This is a genomic window from Stutzerimonas chloritidismutans (assembly GCF_038562055.1).
GTDB classification, from domain to species: domain Bacteria; phylum Pseudomonadota; class Gammaproteobacteria; order Pseudomonadales; family Pseudomonadaceae; genus Stutzerimonas; species Stutzerimonas chloritidismutans_A.
In genome coordinates this window covers 41,719-61,981 of record NZ_JBCFXD010000016.1, presented here as the reverse complement: position 1 = coordinate 61,981, position 20,263 = coordinate 41,719, and the positions used below count along the sequence as shown (strand labels likewise).

Genomic DNA, 20,263 nt, shown 5'->3' with positions numbered 1-20,263 from the left:
GCATTGTTCCACAAAAACGTGAAAAGCAGAAAGCGCGCATGGAAGCCATTGATCTACCTGCTCCGATCCTCGATCCGAACGCTTGCCGGCTGCCATCCATCGAACGATCCCGCTATGCTTCACCCTCCCTTTATCCCCCGAGGAACGCAGCGTGCGCCTGGCTCTTTTCGATCTTGATAACACCCTCCTGGCCGGTGACAGCGACCACGCCTGGGGCGAATTCCTCTGCCAGCGCGGTCTGGTCGACGCCGAGGCGTATCGCGCCCGCAACGATGCCTTTTATCAAGACTACCTGGCCGGCGCGCTGGATGTTTTGGAGTATCAGAACTTCTGCCAGGAGTTGCTGGGCCGCAGCGAGATGCCGCAACTGCAGCAGTGGCACGCCGAGTTCATGCGCGACCACATCGAGCCGATCGTCCTAGCCAAGGGCGAGGCACTGGTGCGTCAGCATCATGAAGCAGGCGACCGGGTAGTAATCATTACCGCCACCAACCGCTTCATCACCGGGCCAATCGCCAAGCGCCTGGGCGTCGATACGCTGCTGGCTACCGAGTGTGAGATGCAAGAGGGACGCTACACGGGTCGGCTGACCGACGTGCCCTGTTTTCAGGAGGGCAAGGTGACGCGCATCGAACGCTGGCTCATGGAAAATGACCAGAGCCTGGATGACAGCTATTTCTACAGCGACTCGCGCAACGACCTGCCGCTACTGGAGCGCGTTAGCCATCCGGTAGCGGTCGATCCGGACCCCACCTTGAGGGGCATTGCCGAGCAACGCGGCTGGCGCATCATCAGCCTGCGCTGAACTCGGCGCTAGACCGGCTTGGCGCCCATCAGCCCCATGATGGCGATCAGTATCAGCAGGATAAGACCCGCGTAAACCAGGGCAAAGCGCGGCAGGCGCGCGGGCGCTGGGGTATCGCCCAGCGCTTGCCAGGCACGCAGGCGGCCGCCGAGCAGCAGCCCCAGCGGCACCAGGACAAGGAACAGCACCGAGCTGGCCAGCAACCACAGCTGGCCGAGCGGAAATCCGGCCAGGTGCGCCAGCCACCAGCCGGTGACCGGAAGCAACAAGGCAAACACCGCCAGCAATGGCAGCGACATCAACCGGGTGCGGCGCAGCTTGTTCTGCAGCACCACCGGGTCGGCTCGCCGCCAGGCTTTCCACAGCATGATGATGTGAGCAATCAGCCCCAGCGTGAGGAGAATCGCCAGAGCGGCGTGGGTCATGCTCAGCAGTTGATAATGTTCCATCGATCCCCGCGGTACGGCTGGTCAGCCGAGAAAAAGTTGGTAAGCCGGATTGTCTGTTTCGTCCCAGTAGCGATAGCCGATCTTGTCCAGTGCAGCTGGTAACAGGTGACGGTCTTCGGCAGGTACCTGCAGGCCGGCAACCACGCGCCCGTCAGCCGCGCCGTGATTGCGATAGTGGAACATCGAAATGTTCCAACGCCCGCCGAGATTGTTGAGGAAGTTGAACAGCGCCCCCGGACGCTCCGGAAATTCGAACCGATAGACCACCTCGTCACTGACGCCGGACGCGTGCCCACCGACCATGTGCCGGGTGTGCAGCTTCGCCAGTTCGTTGTCAGTGAGATCAAGCACGGGGAAACCTTTCGCCCGCAACCCATCCACCAAGGCCGTCCGCGGGTCATTTTCCGGATGGGTCTGCACACCCACGAAGATGTGCGCCTCCCGATCCTCGTGGTAGCGATAATTGAATTCGGTGATCTGGCGCTTGCCGATGGCCTCGCAGAAGGCCTTGAAGCTGCCAGGCTCTTCGGGGATGGTCACCGCGATGATCGCCTCACGTTTCTCGCCCAGCTCGGCGCGCTCGGCCACATGGCGCAGGCGATCGAAGTTCACATTGGCGCCGGAATCAATGCCGACCAGCACCTGATGTTCAATGCCCTCGCGCTCCACATAGCGCTTGATACCGGCCACTGCCAAGGCACCTGCTGGCTCGGTGATGGAGCGGGTATCGTCGTAGATGTCCTTGATCGCGGCACAGATTTCATCGGTGCTGACCGTGATCACTTCATCCACGTAGTGCTGGCAGATGTCGAAGGTGTACTGACCGATCTGCGCCACCGCCACCCCATCGGCGAACAAGCCCACCTGCGGCAGCACCACACGCTCGCCCGCCGCCATCGCCTGCTGTAGGCAATTGGAATCGTCCGGCTCTACGCCGATGACCCTGATGTCTGGCTTAAGGTATTTGATGTACGCAGCGACGCCGGCGATCAAGCCGCCCCCACCCACCGGCACGAAGACCGCATCAAGCTGGCCCTGATGCTGGCGCAGGATTTCCATCGCCACCGTGCCCTGCCCCGCAATCACATGCGGGTCATCATAGGGATGGATATAGACGTAGCCCTTCTCCTCGACCAGTTTCAGCGAGTAGGCCAGCGCCTCGGGAAAGGCATCCCCGTGAAGTACCACCTTGCCGCCACGCGCGCGCACGCCCTGCACCTTCAGTTCCGGTGTGGTGCGCGGCATGACGATGGTTGCCTTGATGCCCAGTTCGCGCGCCGCCAGGGCCAAACCCTGGGCATGGTTGCCGGCAGACGCAGTAACCACACCACGCGCCAGCTCCTCGGGGGACAGTTGTGCCAGCTTGTTATAGGCACCGCGAATCTTGAAGGAGAACACCGGCTGCAGATCTTCGCGCTTCAGCAAAATCTGATTACCCAGCCGCTCAGAGAGCTGGCGGGCAGGCTGCAACGGGGTTTCCACCGCAACGTCATAGACGCGCGAGGTGAGGATCTTCTTGACGTACTGTTCGAGCATCGTGAGCTATCTTGGCGGGCATTGCGGGGCAGACGAGTCTACTCCGCGAAAAACGCCGCGACCACCGGCAATCCGCGCACAAAACAGCCGTACAGTCTCGGCAGGCAAGACCCGCTGATGAGCCCCCGCTATACTCTCGCCCCACGACTTACTTACCGACCGGACCTTTACGCCATGACCCAGGATCAACTCAAGCAGGCCGTTGCCCAGGCCGCTGTCGACCTCATCGTGCCGCAGCTCACCGACCGCAGCATCGTCGGCGTTGGCACCGGCTCTACCGCCAACTTCTTCATCGATCTGCTGGCCAAGCACAAAGGATTCTTCGACGGCGCCGTAGCCAGTTCCGACGCCACCGCCGAGCGCCTGAAAAGTCATGGCATTCCGGTCTATGACCTGAATTCCGTAGCGGACCTGGAGTTCTACGTCGACGGTGCCGACGAAACCAACAGCCATCTGGAGTTGATCAAGGGCGGCGGCGCAGCCCTGACCCGCGAGAAGATCGTCGCGGCAGTGGCCCGCACCTTCATCTGTATCGCCGATGGCAGCAAGCTGGTCGAGCGCCTTGGCGAGTTTCCCCTGCCGGTGGAAGTCATTCCGATGGCTCGCAGCCACGTCGCACGCGAACTGGTCAAGCTGGGCGGGGACCCTGTCTACCGCGAGGGTGTGGTGACCGACAACGGCAACGTCATCCTTGACGTGCACAACCTCATGATCGGCTTCGCCCCGGATGTCGAAGCACAGATAAACAACATCGTGGGCGTGGTCAGCAACGGGCTGTTCGCCGCCCGTCCGGCCGATGTCCTGCTGCTGGGCACAAAGGACGGAGTGCAGACGCTCAAGCGCTGACCCTTTCGCTGCAGGCATCGATCAGATCGGTGCGCGCCACCCAGAGCCCGCATCCGGCGCTGCTAGTGATCGCCGATCACTTTTGATGGGAGTAGCCATGCTCCGGCGATCCGGACCAAAGGTCAGCGTCGCCGACTAAACACATAGAAGCGGTTCGGCTCCGCTACGACGTAGATGTTGCCTTGCCCGTCCATGGCGACCCCTTCAGCCTGGTCGATGCCCTCCACCAGACCATTGAGCCCGCCCAGCAGGCTGATGAAGCTGCGCGGCCGGCCCTGCAAATCAAGCTCGACCAGCAGACGCGATTCGTCGGAAAGCATCAGGGTATGCCCGGTACGCGGGTCGATGGCTACCGACGAGATATCGCGTACCAGCAGCGGCTGAGCAGGGAGCGACTCGAGGGCGCCTGCCGCGCCGTCTTCTCCAGGGAAGGGCAGTTCGAACAAGCCCTGCGGATCGCGCTCCTTGGCCAGCAACATGCGCTGAGTGCGCGGATTCCAGGCCAGTCCTTCAAACCCTTTGTTTCCGGCACCGTCGAAACCCAGGTCATAGGTAGCAAGATCCTCGAGATCAAGGCTCTCCACCCCCGGCGCCAGCCGGAACACCGCAACCAGCCGGCGCCGCTCATCAACGATACCGAGCTGTCCGTTATTCAGGGCTTCGACCGCCTCAGGATCAGAGAATCCGGTCAGAGTGATGCGCCGCAGCACCACGCCGCCGGGGGAGAATTCCACGAGCTGGGGGTTTTGTCCGGTGACGGTGAACAGCGTCCCGGTCTCTGCGTTCCAGGTCAGGCCTGAGGTTTCGTCTTCCTCGAGGCCAGACAAGGTGGTCTCCAGCGCCAGTTCATAGTCCGGCAACCAGATGCTCGCCGCGCGGGCGCTGGCATCGACAGTTTGCTCCTGCCAGTAGAGCTTCAATTGGTCGTTCCAATGCAGCATCCAGCCAGTCAGCAAGGCCATTGCAATGGTCAGAAATAGCGAAAGGTAGAGAAACAGGCGGAGGCGGGAACGTCGGACGGCAGACTCAGGCATGTAGGCAGACCCAGGAAGAGCGTGCGATTACAGCATGACCTTCACAGGGAGGATAGAGCGCTGCGGGCCGGATACGTCAGGCGTACCCGGCTCCTACGCAAGTTAAAGCACGCGGCTCTCGAAGCGCGACAACCCGACCAGCTCAACTACCAGCTCGTCGCCCTGATTAAGAGGCCCGACCCCCGCCGGCGTGCCGGTCAGCACGACATCGCCAGGCTGCAGGCTGAAGTGCCCGGCAATGTGCTGCAACAGCGGCAGGATGGCATTGAGCATCTGGCTGCTGTTGCCGTCCTGACGGACTTCACCGTTGATGGTCAGGCGGATACCGATGTCGCCGAGGTCACCCACCGCATCGCCCGGCACGAAGGGTGCCAGCACGCAGGCGCCGTCAAAGCTCTTGGCGATCTCCCACGGGTGACCCTTCTCCTTCAGCTTGGCCTGCACATCGCGCAGGGTCAGGTCGAGGGCGGGAGCGAAACCGGAGATCGCATCGCGAACCTCCTCTTCGTTGGGTTTGCGCGACAGCGGCTTGCCGATCAGCACGGCAATTTCCGCCTCGTAGTGCACAGCGCCACGGTCCGCTGGAATGCTGAAGCCACTGTCCAGCGGCACTGTGCAGCTGCCGGCCTTGATGAACAGCAATGGCTCGGTCGGCACCGGGTTATTCAGTTCTTTAGCGTGCTCGGCGTAGTTTCGGCCGATGCAGACGACCTTGCCCAGCGGGTAGTGGATGGTCGTGCCGTCGGTGTACTGATGCTTGTAGGTCATGGAGGGTTCCTGTCTGTTCAAACAGCGAAGATCTTGCCCGGATTCATGATGCCGTTCGGATCGAAGGCAGCCTTGACCGCCTTCATATACTCGATTTCCACCGGCGAGCGGCTGTACTCGAGGTAGTCGCGCTTGGTCATGCCCACGCCATGCTCCGCGGAGATCGAACCGTTGTACTTCTGTACGGTTTCGAACACCCACTTGTTGACGGTGGCGCACTTGCCGAAGAACTCATCCTTGTCCATCACATCCGGCTTGAGGATGTTCAGGTGCAGATTGCCGTCACCAATATGACCGAACCAGACGATCTCGAAATCCGGGTAATGCTCACCGACGATGGCGTCGATTTCCTTGAGGAAAGCCGGCACCTTGGCGATGGTCACCGAGATGTCGTTCTTGTACGGCGTCCAGTGGCTGATGGTCTCGGAAATGTACTCGCGCAGCTTCCATAGGTTCTGCAGCTGCTGCTCGCTCTGGCTCATCACGCCATCGAGCACCCAGCCTTCGTTGACACAGTGCTCAAAGGTCGCCAGCGCCTGATCGGCGCGTTCGTCGGTGGTGGCTTCGAACTCCAGCAGCGCGTAGAACGGGCAATCGGTTTCAAACGGTGCCGGCACGTCGCCACGGGCGAGCACCTTGGCCAGTGCCTTGTCGGAGAAAAATTCGAAGGCGGTCAGGTCCAGCTTGTCCTGGAAAGCGTGCAACACCGGCATGATCGACTCGAAGTCCGGCGTGCCCAGCACCAGCGCAGTCAGGTTGGTCGGCTGGCGCTCCAGGCGCATGGTCGCCTCGACGACGAAGCCCAGCGTGCCTTCGGCACCGATGAAGAGCTGGCGCAGGTCATAGCCGGTGGCGTTCTTGATCAGGTCCTTGTTCAGTTCAAGCAGATCGCCTTTGCCGGTCACCACCTTAAGCCCCGCCACCCAATTTCGGGTCATGCCGTAGCGAATCACCTTGATACCGCCGGCATTGGTGCCGATGTTGCCGCCGATCTGGCTGGAGCCGGCCGAGGCGAAATCTACCGGGTAGTAGAGTCCCTTGTCTTCGGCAAACTGCTGCAGCTGCGCGGTAACCACGCCCGGCTGGCAGACAGCGGTGCGATCCATCTCGTTGAATTCGAGAATCTGGTTCATGTAGTCGAAGGAGACCACCACCTCACCGTTGGCGGCGACCGCCGCGGCAGAGAGACCGGTCCGGCCGCCAGATGGCACCAGCGCGACCTTGCGCTCATTGGCCCAGCGCACGATCGCCTGCACCTGCTCGACGGTCTTCGGAAACACGATGGCCGAGGGTGCCGGGGCGTATTGCTTGGTCCAGTCCTTGCCATAGGTATTCAGCGAATCGGCATCGGTCAGCACCTTGCCAGGCTCGACCAGGGTCTTCAGCTCGTCGATCAGGGCGAGATCGGTCATCATGGGAACTCTCATTCGATTCATGGTCACCCTGAGCACGCTTCAGCTCAGGACAGGGGTGTTTCGAGGGGGCTGTATGCTAGCATACGCACCCTTTTGAAACGTGCCTCGGCAGCTCCCGACACCGCTGATACCGGGTCGGCCAGCCTTCGCTGGACACTTCGTCCTACCCTCCGGCCTTAAGGTTTTAATGCAGATGAGCCAGACCTCTCTCGACAAGAGCAAGATCAAGTTCCTTCTTCTCGAAGGCGTGCACCAGAACGCTGTCGACACCCTCAAGGCCGCCGGCTACTCCAACATCGAGTACCTCAAGACCGCGCTGACCGATGCGGAGCTGAAGGAGAAGATCGCCGACGCCCATTTCATCGGCATCCGTTCGCGCACCCAGCTCACCGAAGAAGTCTTCGACGCGGCGCAGAAGCTGATCGCCGTAGGGTGCTTCTGCATTGGCACCAATCAGGTCGACCTCAACGCCGCCCGTGAGCGCGGGATCGCGGTGTTCAACGCGCCCTACTCCAACACCCGTTCAGTGGCCGAACTGGTGCTGGCCGAAGCCATTCTGCTGCTACGCGGCATCCCCGAGAAGAATGCCTCCTGCCACCGCGGCGGCTGGATTAAGTCTGCGGCCAACTCGTTCGAGATTCGCGGCAAGAAGCTGGGCATCATCGGTTACGGCTCCATCGGCACGCAGCTGTCGGTGCTCGCCGAGAGCCTCGGCATGCAGGTCTTCTTCTATGACGTGGTGACCAAGCTGCCGCTGGGCAATGCTACCCAGATTGGCTCGCTGTACGAGCTGCTGGGCATGTGCGACATCGTTTCGCTGCACGTTCCCGAGCTGCCGTCCACCCAGTGGATGATCGGCGAGAAGGAAATCCGCTCCATGAAGAAGGGCGGCATCCTGATCAACGCGGCTCGCGGCACCGTGGTCGAGCTGGATCACCTGGCCGCCGCGATCAAGGACGAGCACCTGATCGGCGCTGCCATCGACGTGTTCCCGGTTGAGCCCAAGTCCAATGACGACGAATTCGAGAGCCCCCTGCGTGGTCTTGATCGCGTGATCCTGACCCCGCACATCGGCGGCTCGACTGCCGAAGCACAGGCCAACATCGGCCTGGAAGTCGCGGAGAAGCTGGTCAAGTACAGCGACAACGGTACCTCGGTTTCCTCGGTCAACTTCCCTGAAGTCGCCCTGCCCTCGCATCCGGGCAAGCACCGCCTGCTGCATATCCACGAGAACATCCCAGGCGTGATGAGCGAGATCAACAAGGTCTTCGCCGACAACGGCATCAACATCTGCGGTCAGTTCCTGCAGACCAACGAAAAGGTCGGCTACGTGGTGATCGACGTGGACAAGGAATACTCCGACCTGGCGCTGGAAAAGCTCCAGCACGTCAACGGCACCATCCGCAGCCGCGTACTGTTCTAAACACATCACTCGCGGGACCGAACGGGAGGCTCAGGCCTCCCGTTTTCGTTTGCCGCATGGGCTGAAACAGATCCGCATCGTTTGATCAGTTGGAGGCGGGGTCGCGATTCTCGCTCCAGCGAGAGCCTGGCCGAACGGGTTGCGACGGGCTCCCAACAGGGCTAACCGGAGGCGCCTCAGGCAGCGACTCCAGCGTTGGCGGTCGTGCCTGGCCCTGACTCCATTCTCCCTCGATCACGCCCTGGCGTGGCTCACGTGATTGCAACGGATGCTCGCGAGCCCTTCCGGCTGCGTCGGGCCGGTTCCGGCGGCGATCGCCATTGGCGCTGCCATCAGTAGCGAAGCGCATAACCAGACGCGTGTGAACATGATCGTCGCCCAATCGGTAGCAGGTTGCGGCCAGCCGCGACGGCGGGCGCTGGCGGCTGCGCAAGAAAAAGCCCCGGACAGGGCCGGGGCTTTTCATCTAGCTGCGACGGCAAGTCAATTGCCAGTGGCGCTGTTTCCGGTAGCGGTGGTATTGCCGACACCGGTACCTGTCTCAGTACCAGGGCCTGCCGTTTCACCATCAACCGTGGTGCCCGCACCGGTTGTCAATCCGGTGCGGTCGGTATCGTCGGTGGTTTTACCATCCATCATGGTGTCGTCATGATCCCCACCCATCTTGCCGTCATGAGTGCCACTTTTCATGGCACTGCTCTTCGAATCGTAAGCGTCCTTATCGTGCATGGCGCCGTTATCAGTAGTGCCAGCAAAAGCAGAGGCAGACATCAGGCCGGCCAGTGTCAGCGCGGCGAGCTTGGTCGTTTGCATGATCGCTCTCCAGTTCAAGGGGTTCACCTATTACGGCAATGGCGGTGGAAATAAATTTCACTTGCCGCATGACAGGATCTTTCAGAAGCGCTGGAGGCCTTGTGCGGCGGGCCTCGCGGACATAGCGCCATTGGTCGCCAGGCTAGGACACAACCGTTCATCGGCCATCTTTTCGTCCTCACCTCGGCCGCTGCACAGCGGTTTGTAATGGCGAACGTGGTCGCGAACTACCACTCACGGTCGATGACGCTGCAGACGAGCCGGTGATCGGCTGGACATCTTCATGCAGCATTGGGGCGGGCCTTCCAGACAGCTGCAGCAGGCTGTGCCAGAAGGCGAAGCTGATAGGCAGCGCCATGATCGCAGGTTTAACGACCAGCTGATCTTCACCCCATAGCAGATCTTAAAGGGATCCGTACCACACCGGAGCAGCAGACCTGTGAGCGAAGCGCGCACTGGCGGTTCGTGCGAGGGGACAGATGCAGGCTCCATCGAACGGGTGATTGACTCGACATGGATCATTCGGTCCGCCAAGCCGCTTATCTAACCGTCTGTCGGGTTGTCATCCTCAGCGCGCAGATGCCGGCCTAATCCCAACGGGAACGCTGAACTTCGTCATTTCTGGCCGGTCGTTTAGTAACTTTTCTATGCAGCATAACGGCACCCCAGACCAAGGATTGAACATGGACGAAGCGGATTTCACCCACCGGGAACGTAACCGGCCTACTGTCACCCTGCTGACTGGCAATGAACTACTGGGACTGTTCTTCAAACACTTTCTTGGTGAGCAGGCTCAGCTAGAGGTGGCCCTGGCGCGGCTCGAGAAAATCGTTCCGGGCAGCACCGATCTCTATCTACTCGACTCGGGAAACAGCCAGACCGAGCAACTTTCAACGCTGCTTGATCAGCTTGATGAGCAGACGCCCGTTGCGCTGGTCAATATTGCGCCAGAACAGGCCGAGCAGCTGGTCGATAAGCACCCCACCATCCGTGGCGTGTTTTACAGTCATGCCACGCGCGAGCACCTGCTCGACGGCATTCAAGTACTGCTGGACGGTGGCGACTGGCTTCCTCGGGTTCTGACCGAACGGCTGCTCAGCCAATGGCGACGCATGCGCCAACTTGCTGGCAGCAAACCGTCGCTGACGTTGCGCGAGCGAGAAATTCTCAGCCTGGCCGGCAAAGGCCTGTCGAATGCCGAGATCGCCGAACAGCTGTGCCTGAGCCCGCATACCATCAAGAGCCACATCCATAACCTGTTGCGCAAGATTGGCGCGTCCAATCGGGCCGAGGCGGCCTTTCTGCTTCGCGGCCGGCTGGATTGGTCCGAGTCGTGCCACGCCTGACGCTGTGCCTGTTGCTGCTGAGCCTGGCTGGCCCCCTCCAGGCCGAGGAGCCGCTCAGCCAGGCGCAGGGCGAGGCCGAGCTGAGTGGGCTGATCATCGACAACACCATCACCCGCTTCGGCCATGATTTTCACCGCTACCTCAGCTTCCAATTGCAGGACGCCAGCGCGCTTGAAGGCGATCTAGTGGTGCGCGAACGCCCCTCGGCGCGCTGGGGCAGCTTGGTCTGGGTGGAATACGGACAGCTCACCGTCTATCGGCGATTTTTGCAGCCCAACGTAGCGGAGATAGAGGACATCGCTACCCAAGCCGCCCAGCTGATATTGGAAGAGGTCAACCGCAGCAAGCTGCAGAACCTGCTCCAGGACACGTTCGACATGGACCGGGGCGAGTTGTGAGCAGCCGAAGACTTAATCCATCCCACTCATCACGTAGCGCTTGTTTTGCACCGTTCGATGGATGTTCAGCACCCGGCCTGCAGACAAGAATCCAAGCACTACCTCGAGGTGCCTGCATGGATCGTCTAGCCCTATTGCGCCGCGGCTTTCTCGCCGCCTTTCTGCTCACCGGTCATGCGGCTCATGCGGCCGACCTGATGGACAACGGGGATCTCGCAGACGGCTCGTTGAGCCTCGCCAGTCCGGCGGGGGCCGCATGGCAGCGGCCCGACATGCAGGTCGCGCGGGTGCTGCAAACAGGCAGCGACAACCTGGCCGACGTAAGCCAGACCGGCACGGCTCAGCTGGCGAACATCGTGCAACAAGGCAGCGACCAGCAGGCCTTCATTCTTCAGCAGGGCGAAAACCAGATCGCAGCCATTCTGCAGATCGGTGAGGGCAACCTGGCCGACATCAGCCAGATCGGCAACGACAACCAGGCCGCGATTGCTCAGATTGGCTCAGACAACGCTGCCAGCATCGAACAGATCGGCAGCGGCCTGAGCAGCAGTGTCACCCAATACGGCAGCGGCCAAAGCGTCCAGATCGTCCAGCATCGCTAATCACCAGCATCGCTAATTAAAAGGTAACCCTATGCGCAGTCTGCATCTCCTCGCGTCAGCCGCTCTGCTGTCTGTCGCCGTTGGCGCCCATGCCGACAACAACGCCAAACTCGTGCAGACCGGCAACGACAATGACGCCACACTTGATCAGGCGGGCGTGCTGAACGAGGTAACCATCCGGCAGAACGGAACGGCCAACAGCGGCGCGATCTTTCAGCGCGATATGGCCGAGGCGAACCAGGCAAGCCTCGTGCAAATTGGTAGCAGCAATGAGGCCACGATCTATCAGGAACCGGACAGTCATTTTGCCACCGCGAGCATCTATCAAGAGGGCGCGGGCAATCGCGCCGAGGTCGAGCAGACCTGGTATGCCAATGACCTGCAGCTCAGCAGTATTGGTGATAACAACCTCATTTCCGCTACCCAGCAGGGGCTTGCTCAGGCTGAGGCGTATCAGATTGGCAACAACAATTCGGTCACCCTGGATCAGTACGGCATCTACCATGGCACCACGCTGGCGCTTTACCAAGTAGGTGATGAAAACCTGGCGAGCATTGAGCAAGGCGATGCCGGCACTATCAAGCTGGCCCAGAACGGCAACCTGAACACCGCGACGATCTCGCAGTACAACCTGTTTGGGGAAGTCGAGTTCAATCAGGTTGGCGACGACAACCTGCTGACAGTTGAGCAGAGCGGGCGTAGCAATGCGTTCAGAGGATCCTCAACCGGAAACGGCAACAGTGTCGAGGTGGTGCAACGGTACGACGGCAACCAGGCGAGCGTCGTGCAGTCAGGCGATGACAACATTGCAGCCATCAACCAGCTAGCCGGTTACAGCGAGGCCCGCATCAACCAGGTCGGCATGGCAAACCAGGCTTCGATCACTCAGAACGCTGAGCTCATGAACGCAGTCATCTCCCAGACGGGGACCGGCAACATGGCCACCGTTACCCAACAGTAATCCCCTCCCTTGGCCTTCGCTTATGCTCACCGCGACCCTCGCCTCCATGCTGTTAGCCTCTGCCTCCGTCCCGGTTGACGCTCGCCTGGAGCTAGTGCCTGAGGCCGACAGATTGAACCTGCGGCTGTGCTTCAGCAGTGCCGAAGCCCACAAGCTCAGCTATCACCTGGAGGTGCGCGCCCAAGGTCGCGCCGGCACCAGTCGCAGCCGCCAATCAGGCGAGCTGACCAGCGCCCCCCGAGCCCAATGTCCGCTGAACAACTGGCTGGGCGTGGCGCCTGACAGCCATATCGAGGCAACTGTCACCTGGACCATCGACGGTGAAGAGCAAACACCCTTGCACCAGAGCTACCCGTCCACCGAACCCGCCGGCTCACCAACGCCGGCCCCTCGCCAGTCGCCGGCAGCGGAGAGCATGGTCGCCAGGACCGATTCAAACCTGCGATAGCTGTCGCGACTCGTGATGTGCAAACCGTCGCCCCAGCTCAATGCCCTTCAGCTCCACGTAGTGGTACGTCAGGCTCGATATCGCCAACACTATTCCCAGTTCGAGCAGAGTGAGCAGGTCGTCAACCACGGCGCTACCGCTGCTGATGTAGCGCATGATCTGCTCGCTTCCTGGCTGCTGCAGAATCGTGGTGTATTCGGTGCCAGAAAGCTTTGACAGCACCACCGCCGCACTGGTGAAAGCAAAGATGACCGCGGCATGGGTCAGGTAGATCGAAAAGGACAACTCTCCCAGTCGGGCGAAACCGCGGCGCTGCAACAACTGCGAAACCGCGCCGCGCTCGCCGGCGAAAACCAGCACCACCCCACAGAACAGTAAGCTGGCGATGATGCCCTGATGCGGCGTTTCATGAGTCAGAGTGCGGTACACCAGCAACAGGCAAAGCAGCTCGAGCACGCTGAAGAACAGCCGGTCTTCAAGGCGGCTGATGGCCGGTTCCAGCTTCTGGTAGAGCTGATAGGTCAGCGCCCCGGCAAAGAAGCAGGAAGCGCCGCGCCAGATGAAGGGTTTGATCACGTCCAGCTCGACATACAGCGCCGCGAAGGACACCAGCGCTGCCAGGGCCAGGATCTGTCCGCAGTACCGTGGCATTGCCAGCAGCACCATTCCCAGCACCATGTACAGGTAGTACTCGATGCTGATGCTCCAGGCCGGCGTATTGAACGACAGGCTGTTGAAGTCGCCGATCCAGCTCTGCAGCAGCAGGGCGTTGGGCAGGATTTCGCCAGGCGCCGTCTTGCCAGTGAAGGCCGCATCGTTGAAGGAGAACCCGTGGTGCTCTGCCCAGAGTTTGCCGAACTCCAGGCCAATGAAGACCAGCAGCATCAGCAGGTGCAACGGATACAGCCGAAAGGTGCGGCTGATAATGAATCGCCTGAGCACACCGGGGCCGAACTCGCGTCCGCCGTAGGCGTGAAACATCACAAAGCCGCTAAGAACAAAAAAGAACTCGACGAACAAGTCGGCGTGCCGGAAGAAACTCAGTTCAGAAAAACTCAACAAGATCTGGGTATGGAACAGCACCACCGCAACCGCACAGATACCGCGAAAACTATCCAGCACAACAAAGCGTTTCATTCCTGCACCTTGCTCGATATCGAGCCACACCGCTGCACAATACTAATGCCGGCGTCTAGATCAATGGGGGATGCGGGAGGAATCTCCCAAGCGAAGTTGAGAGCAATTGGCCATCAAAAGAGTTCCGAGGGATTTGAAACATTTGTACATATTTATTCCGAGCCATCGCCGATCGGAGAGACCGGAAGTAATCCGGTCAGCGTCCTGCCTCTCGCTCAACCCGCTGCGACGGTCTGCTTCCAGCCCCCACCCGTGCTGCCATCCATCGCCTGCCCGGAACCGGAAGCGGGGCCGAGGCTTCTACCGAGCCCACCCCCATCGCCGCTATTCGAGGAGACCCGATGCGCATTTCTCTTAAACCCTTGCATGAGCAGGTCATCGTTATTACCGGCGCTTCGAGCGGTATCGGCCTGGCCACGGCCCGCCTCGCCATCGAAAAGGGCGCACGCGTGGTGCTGGTGGCGCGTAACGAAGCAGCGCTGTTCGAAATCGAGCGTGAGCTTAATGCGGGTAATCGCGTCCTTCACGTCATGGCCGACGTCGGCGAGCGGGCGCAGCTGGAACGCGTCGCCAGCGAGACGATCTCGCGCTTCGGTGGCTTTGATACCTGGATCAACAACGCCGGCAGCTCGGTCTGGGGCCGCTTCGACGAGGTCAGCGACGAAGATCACCATCAGGTGATGCAGACCAACTTCTGGGGCACGCACTATGGTTCCTCCATCGCCGTGAAGCACCTGCGCGACAAAGGCGGTGCGCTGATCAACATCGGCAGTGTCGAGTCGGCCAATGCCCTGCCCCTCCACAGCAGCTACAGCGCCAGCAAGCACGCGATCAAAGCGATGACCGAGGTGCTGCGCGTCGAGCTGCAGAAGTCGCGCACACCGGTATCGGTGACCCTGGTACGCCCCTCTTCGACCGACACCCAGTTCATGGACCATTCCAAGAACTACCTGCCCAGCGCGCCGGTGTTTCCGCCACCGGTCTATGCACCCGAGGTAGTCGCCCACGCGATTCTCCATGCTGCCGAACATCCGCAGCGCGACGTCTACATCGGCAATGCCAAACTGCTCTCGCGGCTCGCGCAAAACGCACCGCGCCTGGCTGACTGGGTGAACCGCACCTTTGTCTACGACAGCCTCAAGAGCGGCCGCCCGGATCGACATCCTCGCGGCGCATTGCATGACAGCGATGTCGGCCGTGCAGGCGACGGCAGCGCCAGCGGCAACTACCCAGGCAGGACGCTGGCTCGCAGCCTGTACACCCGCGCCTCGCAGCATCCGGTCGCGACCACCGCCGCCGTGGCGGTAAGCGCGGCCGCACTGGTCGCGCTATTGGGCCGCAGGGGACGCTAGCCAATCGCTGGCGCAGCCCAGGCTGCGCCAAATGCATGATCGTTCAGCTCAGGTTCAGCCAGGGTTCAGGCGCCGTTCAGTGGGGCGCAGGCAGGATGAAGACGTGAATTTTCCACGCCTGCAAAGGAGCGACACATGAACAAGCTGCATTCCCTGGCCATCGCCGCCACCCTCAGCGTCTTCAGCCTCGGCGCCCAAGCCGCCGACAATTTTGCCGGCCTTACCTGGGGTAAAAGCACCGTCAACATCGACCGCTCCAGCACCCTGAAGCAGAATATGCCGGGCGCGAATCGTTTCGATGACACCATCAAGAACAGTGGCACCTGGGGCATCCGTGCCGGTCAGATGACTGAAGAGGCGCGCTACTATGCGACCTACGAAAACGTCTCAGACGACTACGGCAGCTCGCTCAAGCTGCGTCAGCAGAACCTGATCGGCAGCTACGACCTGTTCTTCCCGGTCGGCGAAACAACCCGTCTGTTCGGTGGGGCCAGCGCCGGTCTGACCAAGCTCGAGAACGAGTCCAGCGGTTACAGCCGCGACAGCGATATCGGCTATCTCGTCGGTCTGCAAGCCGGTGTATTGCAAGACGTCGGCCACAACACATCGATCGAAGCGGGCTACCGCTACCTGCGCAGCAACGCCGGTACCGAAGTCGCCGAGCGAGGCGCAGGCAAGGTTGGTTCCATCGACCTGCATAGCACCAAGCAGGCCTACCTGGGCGTGAACTACAAGTTCTAAGCAGACGGTACCTAGCCGCAGGCTAGCACCAACAGGAACACGGCCGGGATCGTCCCGGCCGTTTGCATGATAGGAGCCGCACATGAAAGTGCTGGTGGTGGAAGACGAGGCGCTGCTGCGCCACCACCTACTGACTCGCCTTAGCGAAAGCGGGCACGTGGTCGATGCGGTAGCCGATGCCGAAGGGGCGCTGTACCAGACCCGCGAATTCAATCATGACCTGGCGGTGGTGGATCTCGGCCTGCCGGGCATCTCCGGCCTGGATCTGATTCGGCAGCTGCGCAGCAATGGCGAGCGCTTCCCCATTCTCATCCTCACCGCGCGCGGCAACTGGCAGGACAAGGTGGAAGGACTGGCTGCCGGCGCCGACGACTACGTCGTCAAACCCTTTCAATTCGAGGAGCTGGAGGCGCGGCTCAACGCGTTGCTGCGACGCTCGTCAGGTTTTACCCAGGCAAATATCGAGGCCGGCCCGCTAAAGCTCGACCTCAACCGCAAGCAGGCGCTGGTCAATGACGAGCCCATGCCGCTGACCGCCTTCGAGTACCGCATTCTTGAATACCTGATGCGTCATCAGCAGCAAGTAGTGGCCAAGGAGCGATTGATGGAGCAGCTCTACCCGGATGACAACGAGCGCGACGCCAACGTCATCGAAGTGCTGGTCGGGCGTTTGCGGCGCAAGCTTGAAGCCCATGGCGGGATCAAACCCATCGATACCGTGCGAGGCCTGGGTTATCTGTTCACCGAGCGCTGCCGATGAGCTTGCGCTGGCGTCACTGGCGCGTACTGGCTCGGGCCACCCGCAACGGCAGCCTGTCGTTGCGCCTGCGCCTGATGCTGGGTGCCACCTGCCTTGCCATCCTGTTCATGCTTGCCCTGCTGCCAGTGCTGCAGGCGGCCTTCAGCCTCGCCTTTGAACGCGTTATCGAAGAGCGGTTGGCCGCCGATGCCAATACGTTGATCACCGCGTCGCGTATCGAAGCCGGCCAGCTGCTGATGCCGGAGCGGCTGCCCGACGAAGAGTTCGATCTGCCCGATGCCAGGCTGCTGGGCTACATCTACGACCCGCAAGGCAAGCGGCTCTGGCAGTCACGCTCGGCCGAGGATGAGTCCATCGATTATCAGCCACGCCTGAAAGGCGATGTCACCGAATTCCTGCGGGCACGCGACGCTGAAGGCGCCGAATACTTCGTCTACGACGTCGAGCTGCGGCTGAACAACGACCAACGCAAGGCATTCAGCTTCGTCACCATGCAGCCCACCCGTGAATACCGCAGCCTGTTCGAGGAATTCCGGCAACAGCTCTACCTGTGGCTCGGCGGCGGCCTGCTGGTATTGCTCGCGCTGCTCTGGCTGGGGCTGACATGGGGTTTTCGTTCGCTCAAGCGCCTGAGCCACGAGCTGGACCAGGTCGAGACGGGCCGGCTGGACCGGCTCAGTGACCAACACCCGCGAGAACTGCTGCGTCTGACCCGCTCGCTGAACCGCTTGCTCGATGGCGAGCGGCGCCAGCGAGAGCAATACCGCAATTCGCTCGGGGATTTGGCCCACAGCCTGAAAACGCCCCTGACGGTGCTGCAGAGCGTTGGTGAAGTGATCAGCACCCAACCTCACAACCGCGAACAATCCCGTGTCATGCGTGCCCAGATCGAGCGCATGAGCCAGCAGATCGGCTATCAGCTGCAACGCGCAAGCCTCGGCCAAAGCGGCCTGGTGCGCCACCGGGTGACGCTGGAGCCTGTGCTGGTGAGACTGTGCAGCACCCTGGACAAGGTCTATCAGGACAAGCGTGTGCAGGTCGAGCTGCACCTTCCGGCCAAGGCCACCCTGCCACTGGAGCAGGGCGCGCTGATGGAGCTGCTCGGCAACCTGCTGGAAAACGCCTATCGGCTCTGCCTCCATCGCGTAAGCATCAGCCTGCTCCACAGCGGCAAGCATCTGGTCCTGAGTGTCGAGGACGACGGGCCCGGCGTCCCGGTCGACCAGCGTGCGCGCATTTTGCGTCGTGGTGAGCGACTGGACGCCCAGCATCCCGGCCAGGGCATCGGCCTGGCGGTGGTGAAGGACATCATCGACAGCTACGGCGGAGAACTCAGGCTGGATGATTCCGATTTGGGCGGCGCGGCGTTCCGGCTACACCTGCCGCTCGACTGACCCGACGAAGGGACCTGACGATGGATGCCAGCGGCGGGTACTCGCTGCTACAGTTCCTGGCCAAGCCACCTACCGGATGCGACAGATGTCACTGGACGACAACAAACGGCTGGTCCGTCAGCACATCGACCTGAGCTGGAACCGCGGACACCTGGCCCTGGCCGAGAAGCTGCACAGCAAGGATTTCCTCTACAAAAGCTCCTTCGTTGGCCACGCGATGGCCAGCCCCGCCTTTGCCGCGATGGTCACCCAAATCCGCACTGCCATGCCGGATCTTGAAGTGGTCGTCGAAGACTGCGTTGCCGAAGGCGACAAGGTGGTTACCTGGAGCACCTTGATCGGCACCATCGAAACACCCGCGCTCGGCTATCCGCCCAGCGACAAAGTCCTGAGCATTTCGGCCATGGCGTTCTGGACCCTGACGCCCGGGCAGCAGATCCGCGAAATCTGCACCATGTTCGACATGGAAAGCTTCCGCTCCCAGCTAGGGCTGGCGACCCGCACCTACGCCGAGAAAGCCCTGCCCTGACGGCAATGATCTGCCAGGACGGGGCCGTTCAAGTCTTCAGCAGTCATCGCCCCGGTTTCGCGGTCCATTGCACAGGCCCCGATTCCGAAAAAGGCAGGTTGAATGCACCGCCCGCTGTTGCTCAAAGCCCTGGTTTGTCTCGTTGTACTGGCCTTGCTGGCATCGGCGATCGATCCGCACGACCGCACCACCTGGCTGCTGGAAGTGCTACCAGTTGCCGTCTTGCTGCCGGCGCTGGTGTACAACCACCAACGATTTCCGCTCTCGTCCCTGCTGTATCTGTTGCTGGCAGTTCAGGCGCTGGGACTGATTGCGGGCGGCCATTACACCTTCGCCCGGGTGCCCGTGGGCTTCTGGCTGCAGGACTGGCTGGACCTCAGTCGCAACCACTACGACCGTATAGGGCATTTCTTTCAAGGCGTTGTGCCTGCCCTGATTGCACGGGAACTGCTGGTGCGCAAGGACCGGGTTCATGGCAAGCACCTGTTGCCGTTTGTATGCGTGAGCATGGCCATGATGCTCAGCGCCGTTTACGAACTGGTCGAATGGGCGGCGGCCCTGGCGCTTGGTCAGGGGGCAGAAGCCTTTCTCGGCATGCAGGGTGATCAGTGGGACACCCAGGCCGACATGTTCTGCGCACTGCTCGGCAGCCTGACTGCCATGACGCTGTTGGTGCATCTGCACGACCGCAGCATGGCCGCCATCGGTAAGCCTCAACCGATACACTCGTCCATCCAAGGGCAGACTGCGAGATAAATAAATAGCTCATACCAATCGATTTAATCGAAACTAATTATTGGCCGAGTTAATTAATAAAGCGGCTGTTTCCCACGTATCACATCCGTCGATTTGTACTATTGATACGCTCACGTTTGTCGCGTGCTTCCTCGCTCGTAGCATAGGTCCTGTACCCATTACTACCGAGGACACTCTCATGAAAACGTTAGTTGCAAGTATGATTCTGGCCAGCGTCGCTTCCACTGCCTTTGCGATTCCGCCAAGCCATCCTCAACCTATCTTGGGTGAAGCGCAGGGCGCCGAAACCGTGCGCAAGCACGTCATCACCGACCGCGTCGTTTCAGAAAACGGCTTCGATCGCACGCCGATCAGTGAGCATTTGGCAGAAGATGGTTTCGATTTCACTCCGCTAAGCGATCAGATTGCAGAAGACGGTTTCGACTACACGCCGCTCAGCGATCAAGTTGCAGACGATGGTTTCGACCGTACTCCACTCGGGCAACTGGTGGCCGAAGACGGCAGCGACCGCACCGGACTCGGCACGGTCTGAAGTTAATGCTTCAAATCAAGGCGCCGTCGGCGCCTTTTTATAGCCAATAGTATTCCAACCCTTTTTATGTGTATCAGGCCAAATGCCTCAATGTTCTTTTAACCCTTTATGACCAACTGATAAATGCAATCTGCAGTTCGATAGCACGATCCGTCGAAAGGCCGTTCACCCTAGTGAGCGACGCCGAGCCCTCCTATACGAGACTTATACACCCTACT

General features: G+C 60.9%; 22 protein-coding genes. 15 read left to right on the top strand and 7 right to left on the bottom strand.

The annotated features are described in order from the left end of the window. Nucleotides 1-151: 151 nt before the first annotated feature. Nucleotides 152-805, top strand: a complete 654-nt coding sequence (locus tag AAGW23_RS19320) for an HAD family hydrolase (protein WP_319297558.1) — start codon at nt 152-154, stop codon at nt 803-805. An 8-nt stretch (nt 806-813) separates the two neighbouring features. On the opposite strand, the gene AAGW23_RS19315 is transcribed toward AAGW23_RS19320, so the two are convergent. Together AAGW23_RS19315 and ilvA are read right to left on the bottom strand one after the other, a co-directional pair. Further along, a complete protein-coding gene (locus AAGW23_RS19315; protein ID WP_342407913.1) occupies nt 814-1,254 on the bottom strand; it encodes a DUF2269 family protein in 441 nt (146 codons plus the stop codon). Nucleotides 1,255-1,275: 21 nt separating this feature from the next. Further along, nucleotides 1,276-2,790 (bottom strand): threonine ammonia-lyase, biosynthetic, encoded by a 1,515-nt coding sequence (gene ilvA / locus AAGW23_RS19310; RefSeq protein WP_342407912.1) that lies wholly within the window; start codon nt 2,788-2,790, stop codon nt 1,276-1,278. 174 nt (nt 2,791-2,964) lie between these two features. Between ilvA and rpiA the strand changes: the two genes are divergently transcribed. Next, nucleotides 2,965-3,636, top strand: a complete 672-nt coding sequence (gene rpiA, locus AAGW23_RS19305) for a ribose-5-phosphate isomerase RpiA (RefSeq protein ID WP_342407938.1) — start codon at nt 2,965-2,967, stop codon at nt 3,634-3,636. Between the two features lie 122 nt (nt 3,637-3,758). Here the strand turns inward: rpiA and AAGW23_RS19300 are convergent, their stop codons facing one another. The 3 genes from AAGW23_RS19300 to AAGW23_RS19290 all read right to left on the bottom strand — a co-directional run bounded on the left by AAGW23_RS19300 (nt 3,759) and on the right by AAGW23_RS19290 (nt 6,850). Further along, nucleotides 3,759-4,670: an SdiA-regulated domain-containing protein gene (locus tag AAGW23_RS19300; protein WP_342407911.1), complete on the bottom strand. Its 912-nt coding sequence runs from the start codon at nt 4,668-4,670 to the stop codon at nt 3,759-3,761. 102 nt (nt 4,671-4,772) lie between these two features. Further along, nucleotides 4,773-5,438 (bottom strand): fumarylacetoacetate hydrolase family protein, encoded by a 666-nt coding sequence (locus tag AAGW23_RS19295; protein ID WP_342407910.1) that lies wholly within the window; start codon nt 5,436-5,438, stop codon nt 4,773-4,775. A 17-nt stretch (nt 5,439-5,455) separates the two neighbouring features. After that, the gene (locus AAGW23_RS19290) at nt 5,456-6,850 is read right to left on the bottom strand and encodes an FAD-binding oxidoreductase (protein WP_342407937.1); all 1,395 of its coding nucleotides are present in this window, start codon (nt 6,848-6,850) and stop codon (nt 5,456-5,458) included. Nucleotides 6,851-7,046: 196 nt separating this feature from the next. Between AAGW23_RS19290 and serA the strand changes: the two genes are divergently transcribed. Next, nucleotides 7,047-8,276, top strand: coding sequence for a phosphoglycerate dehydrogenase (gene serA, locus AAGW23_RS19285; RefSeq protein ID WP_342407909.1), 1,230 nt, complete (start codon nt 7,047-7,049; stop codon nt 8,274-8,276). A 483-nt stretch (nt 8,277-8,759) separates the two neighbouring features. On the opposite strand, the gene AAGW23_RS19280 is transcribed toward serA, so the two are convergent. Beyond that, entirely contained in the window at nt 8,760-9,089 is a 330-nt protein-coding gene (locus tag AAGW23_RS19280; RefSeq protein ID WP_342407908.1) for a hypothetical protein, read from the bottom strand. Nucleotides 9,090-9,850: 761 nt separating this feature from the next. On the opposite strand from AAGW23_RS19280, the gene AAGW23_RS19275 reads away from it, so the two are divergent. The 5 genes from AAGW23_RS19275 (at nt 9,851) to csgH (ending at nt 12,844) form a co-directional block, all read left to right on the top strand. Beyond that, nucleotides 9,851-10,435 (top strand): helix-turn-helix transcriptional regulator, encoded by a 585-nt coding sequence (locus AAGW23_RS19275; RefSeq protein WP_102837838.1) that lies wholly within the window; start codon nt 9,851-9,853, stop codon nt 10,433-10,435. Then, entirely contained in the window at nt 10,423-10,833 is a 411-nt protein-coding gene (locus tag AAGW23_RS19270; protein ID WP_342407907.1) for a CsgE family curli-type amyloid fiber assembly protein, read from the top strand. Before AAGW23_RS19275 ends, AAGW23_RS19270 begins: the two co-directional genes overlap by 13 nt. A 116-nt stretch (nt 10,834-10,949) precedes the next feature. Then, nucleotides 10,950-11,435 (top strand): curli production assembly protein CsgB, encoded by a 486-nt coding sequence (locus tag AAGW23_RS19265; RefSeq protein ID WP_342407906.1) that lies wholly within the window; start codon nt 10,950-10,952, stop codon nt 11,433-11,435. A 31-nt stretch (nt 11,436-11,466) separates the two neighbouring features. Then, a complete protein-coding gene (locus AAGW23_RS19260) occupies nt 11,467-12,396 on the top strand; it encodes a hypothetical protein (RefSeq protein ID WP_342407905.1) in 930 nt (309 codons plus the stop codon). Between the two features lie 22 nt (nt 12,397-12,418). Continuing rightward, on the top strand, nt 12,419-12,844 hold the full coding sequence (gene csgH, locus AAGW23_RS19255; protein WP_342407904.1) for a curli-like amyloid fiber formation chaperone CsgH: 426 nt from the start codon (nt 12,419-12,421) through the stop codon (nt 12,842-12,844). Here the strand turns inward: csgH and AAGW23_RS19250 are convergent. Then, nucleotides 12,830-13,981, bottom strand: a complete 1,152-nt coding sequence (locus AAGW23_RS19250; protein ID WP_342407903.1) for an acyltransferase — start codon at nt 13,979-13,981, stop codon at nt 12,830-12,832. The genes csgH and AAGW23_RS19250 overlap by 15 nt on opposite strands. 341 nt (nt 13,982-14,322) lie before the next feature. Here AAGW23_RS19250 and AAGW23_RS19245 point away from each other — a divergent pair, with 341 nt between their 5' ends. The 7 genes from AAGW23_RS19245 to AAGW23_RS19215 all read left to right on the top strand — a co-directional run bounded on the left by AAGW23_RS19245 (nt 14,323) and on the right by AAGW23_RS19215 (nt 20,045). Next, a complete protein-coding gene (locus AAGW23_RS19245) occupies nt 14,323-15,333 on the top strand; it encodes an SDR family oxidoreductase (RefSeq protein ID WP_342407902.1) in 1,011 nt (336 codons plus the stop codon). A 135-nt stretch (nt 15,334-15,468) separates the two neighbouring features. Beyond that, complete coding sequence (locus tag AAGW23_RS19240; protein ID WP_342407901.1) at nt 15,469-16,074, top strand: outer membrane beta-barrel protein; 606 nt, start codon at nt 15,469-15,471, stop codon at nt 16,072-16,074. 82 nt (nt 16,075-16,156) lie between these two features. Then, nucleotides 16,157-16,834, top strand: a complete 678-nt coding sequence (locus AAGW23_RS19235; RefSeq protein WP_342407900.1) for a response regulator — start codon at nt 16,157-16,159, stop codon at nt 16,832-16,834. Continuing rightward, nucleotides 16,831-18,228: an ATP-binding protein gene (locus tag AAGW23_RS19230; RefSeq protein WP_342407899.1), complete on the top strand. Its 1,398-nt coding sequence runs from the start codon at nt 16,831-16,833 to the stop codon at nt 18,226-18,228. Before AAGW23_RS19235 ends, AAGW23_RS19230 begins: the two co-directional genes overlap by 4 nt. Before the next feature lie 85 nt (nt 18,229-18,313). After that, nucleotides 18,314-18,757 carry a ketosteroid isomerase-related protein gene (locus tag AAGW23_RS19225; RefSeq protein WP_342407898.1) on the top strand — a complete coding sequence of 148 codons (444 nt, stop codon included), beginning with the start codon at nt 18,314-18,316 and terminating at the stop codon, nt 18,755-18,757. Between the two features lie 102 nt (nt 18,758-18,859). Continuing rightward, a complete protein-coding gene (locus AAGW23_RS19220) occupies nt 18,860-19,513 on the top strand; it encodes a DUF2238 domain-containing protein (protein ID WP_342407897.1) in 654 nt (217 codons plus the stop codon). A 40-nt stretch (nt 19,514-19,553) separates the two neighbouring features. Next, entirely contained in the window at nt 19,554-20,045 is a 492-nt protein-coding gene (locus AAGW23_RS19215; protein ID WP_342407896.1) for a hypothetical protein, read from the top strand. Nucleotides 20,046-20,263: the final 218 nt, after the last annotated feature.

Coding starts and splice junctions, on each gene's coding strand:
- AAGW23_RS19315 (WP_342407913.1), bottom strand. CDS start 1,254: ATGGAACATTATCAACTGCTGAGCATGACCCACGCCGCTCTGGCGATT.
- ilvA (WP_342407912.1), bottom strand. CDS start 2,790: ATGCTCGAACAGTACGTCAAGAAGATCCTCACCTCGCGCGTCTATGAC.
- rpiA (WP_342407938.1), top strand. CDS start 2,965: ATGACCCAGGATCAACTCAAGCAGGCCGTTGCCCAGGCCGCTGTCGAC.
- AAGW23_RS19300 (WP_342407911.1), bottom strand. CDS start 4,670: ATGCCTGAGTCTGCCGTCCGACGTTCCCGCCTCCGCCTGTTTCTCTAC.
- AAGW23_RS19295 (WP_342407910.1), bottom strand. CDS start 5,438: ATGACCTACAAGCATCAGTACACCGACGGCACGACCATCCACTACCCG.
- AAGW23_RS19290 (WP_342407937.1), bottom strand. CDS start 6,850: ATGACCGATCTCGCCCTGATCGACGAGCTGAAGACCCTGGTCGAGCCT.
- serA (WP_342407909.1), top strand. CDS start 7,047: ATGAGCCAGACCTCTCTCGACAAGAGCAAGATCAAGTTCCTTCTTCTC.
- AAGW23_RS19280 (WP_342407908.1), bottom strand. CDS start 9,089: ATGCAAACGACCAAGCTCGCCGCGCTGACACTGGCCGGCCTGATGTCT.
- AAGW23_RS19265 (WP_342407906.1), top strand. CDS start 10,950: ATGGATCGTCTAGCCCTATTGCGCCGCGGCTTTCTCGCCGCCTTTCTG.
- AAGW23_RS19260 (WP_342407905.1), top strand. CDS start 11,467: ATGCGCAGTCTGCATCTCCTCGCGTCAGCCGCTCTGCTGTCTGTCGCC.
- csgH (WP_342407904.1), top strand. CDS start 12,419: ATGCTCACCGCGACCCTCGCCTCCATGCTGTTAGCCTCTGCCTCCGTC.
- AAGW23_RS19250 (WP_342407903.1), bottom strand. CDS start 13,981: ATGAAACGCTTTGTTGTGCTGGATAGTTTTCGCGGTATCTGTGCGGTT.
- AAGW23_RS19245 (WP_342407902.1), top strand. CDS start 14,323: ATGCGCATTTCTCTTAAACCCTTGCATGAGCAGGTCATCGTTATTACC.
- AAGW23_RS19240 (WP_342407901.1), top strand. CDS start 15,469: ATGAACAAGCTGCATTCCCTGGCCATCGCCGCCACCCTCAGCGTCTTC.
- AAGW23_RS19235 (WP_342407900.1), top strand. CDS start 16,157: ATGAAAGTGCTGGTGGTGGAAGACGAGGCGCTGCTGCGCCACCACCTA.
- AAGW23_RS19230 (WP_342407899.1), top strand. CDS start 16,831: ATGAGCTTGCGCTGGCGTCACTGGCGCGTACTGGCTCGGGCCACCCGC.
- AAGW23_RS19225 (WP_342407898.1), top strand. CDS start 18,314: ATGTCACTGGACGACAACAAACGGCTGGTCCGTCAGCACATCGACCTG.
- AAGW23_RS19220 (WP_342407897.1), top strand. CDS start 18,860: ATGCACCGCCCGCTGTTGCTCAAAGCCCTGGTTTGTCTCGTTGTACTG.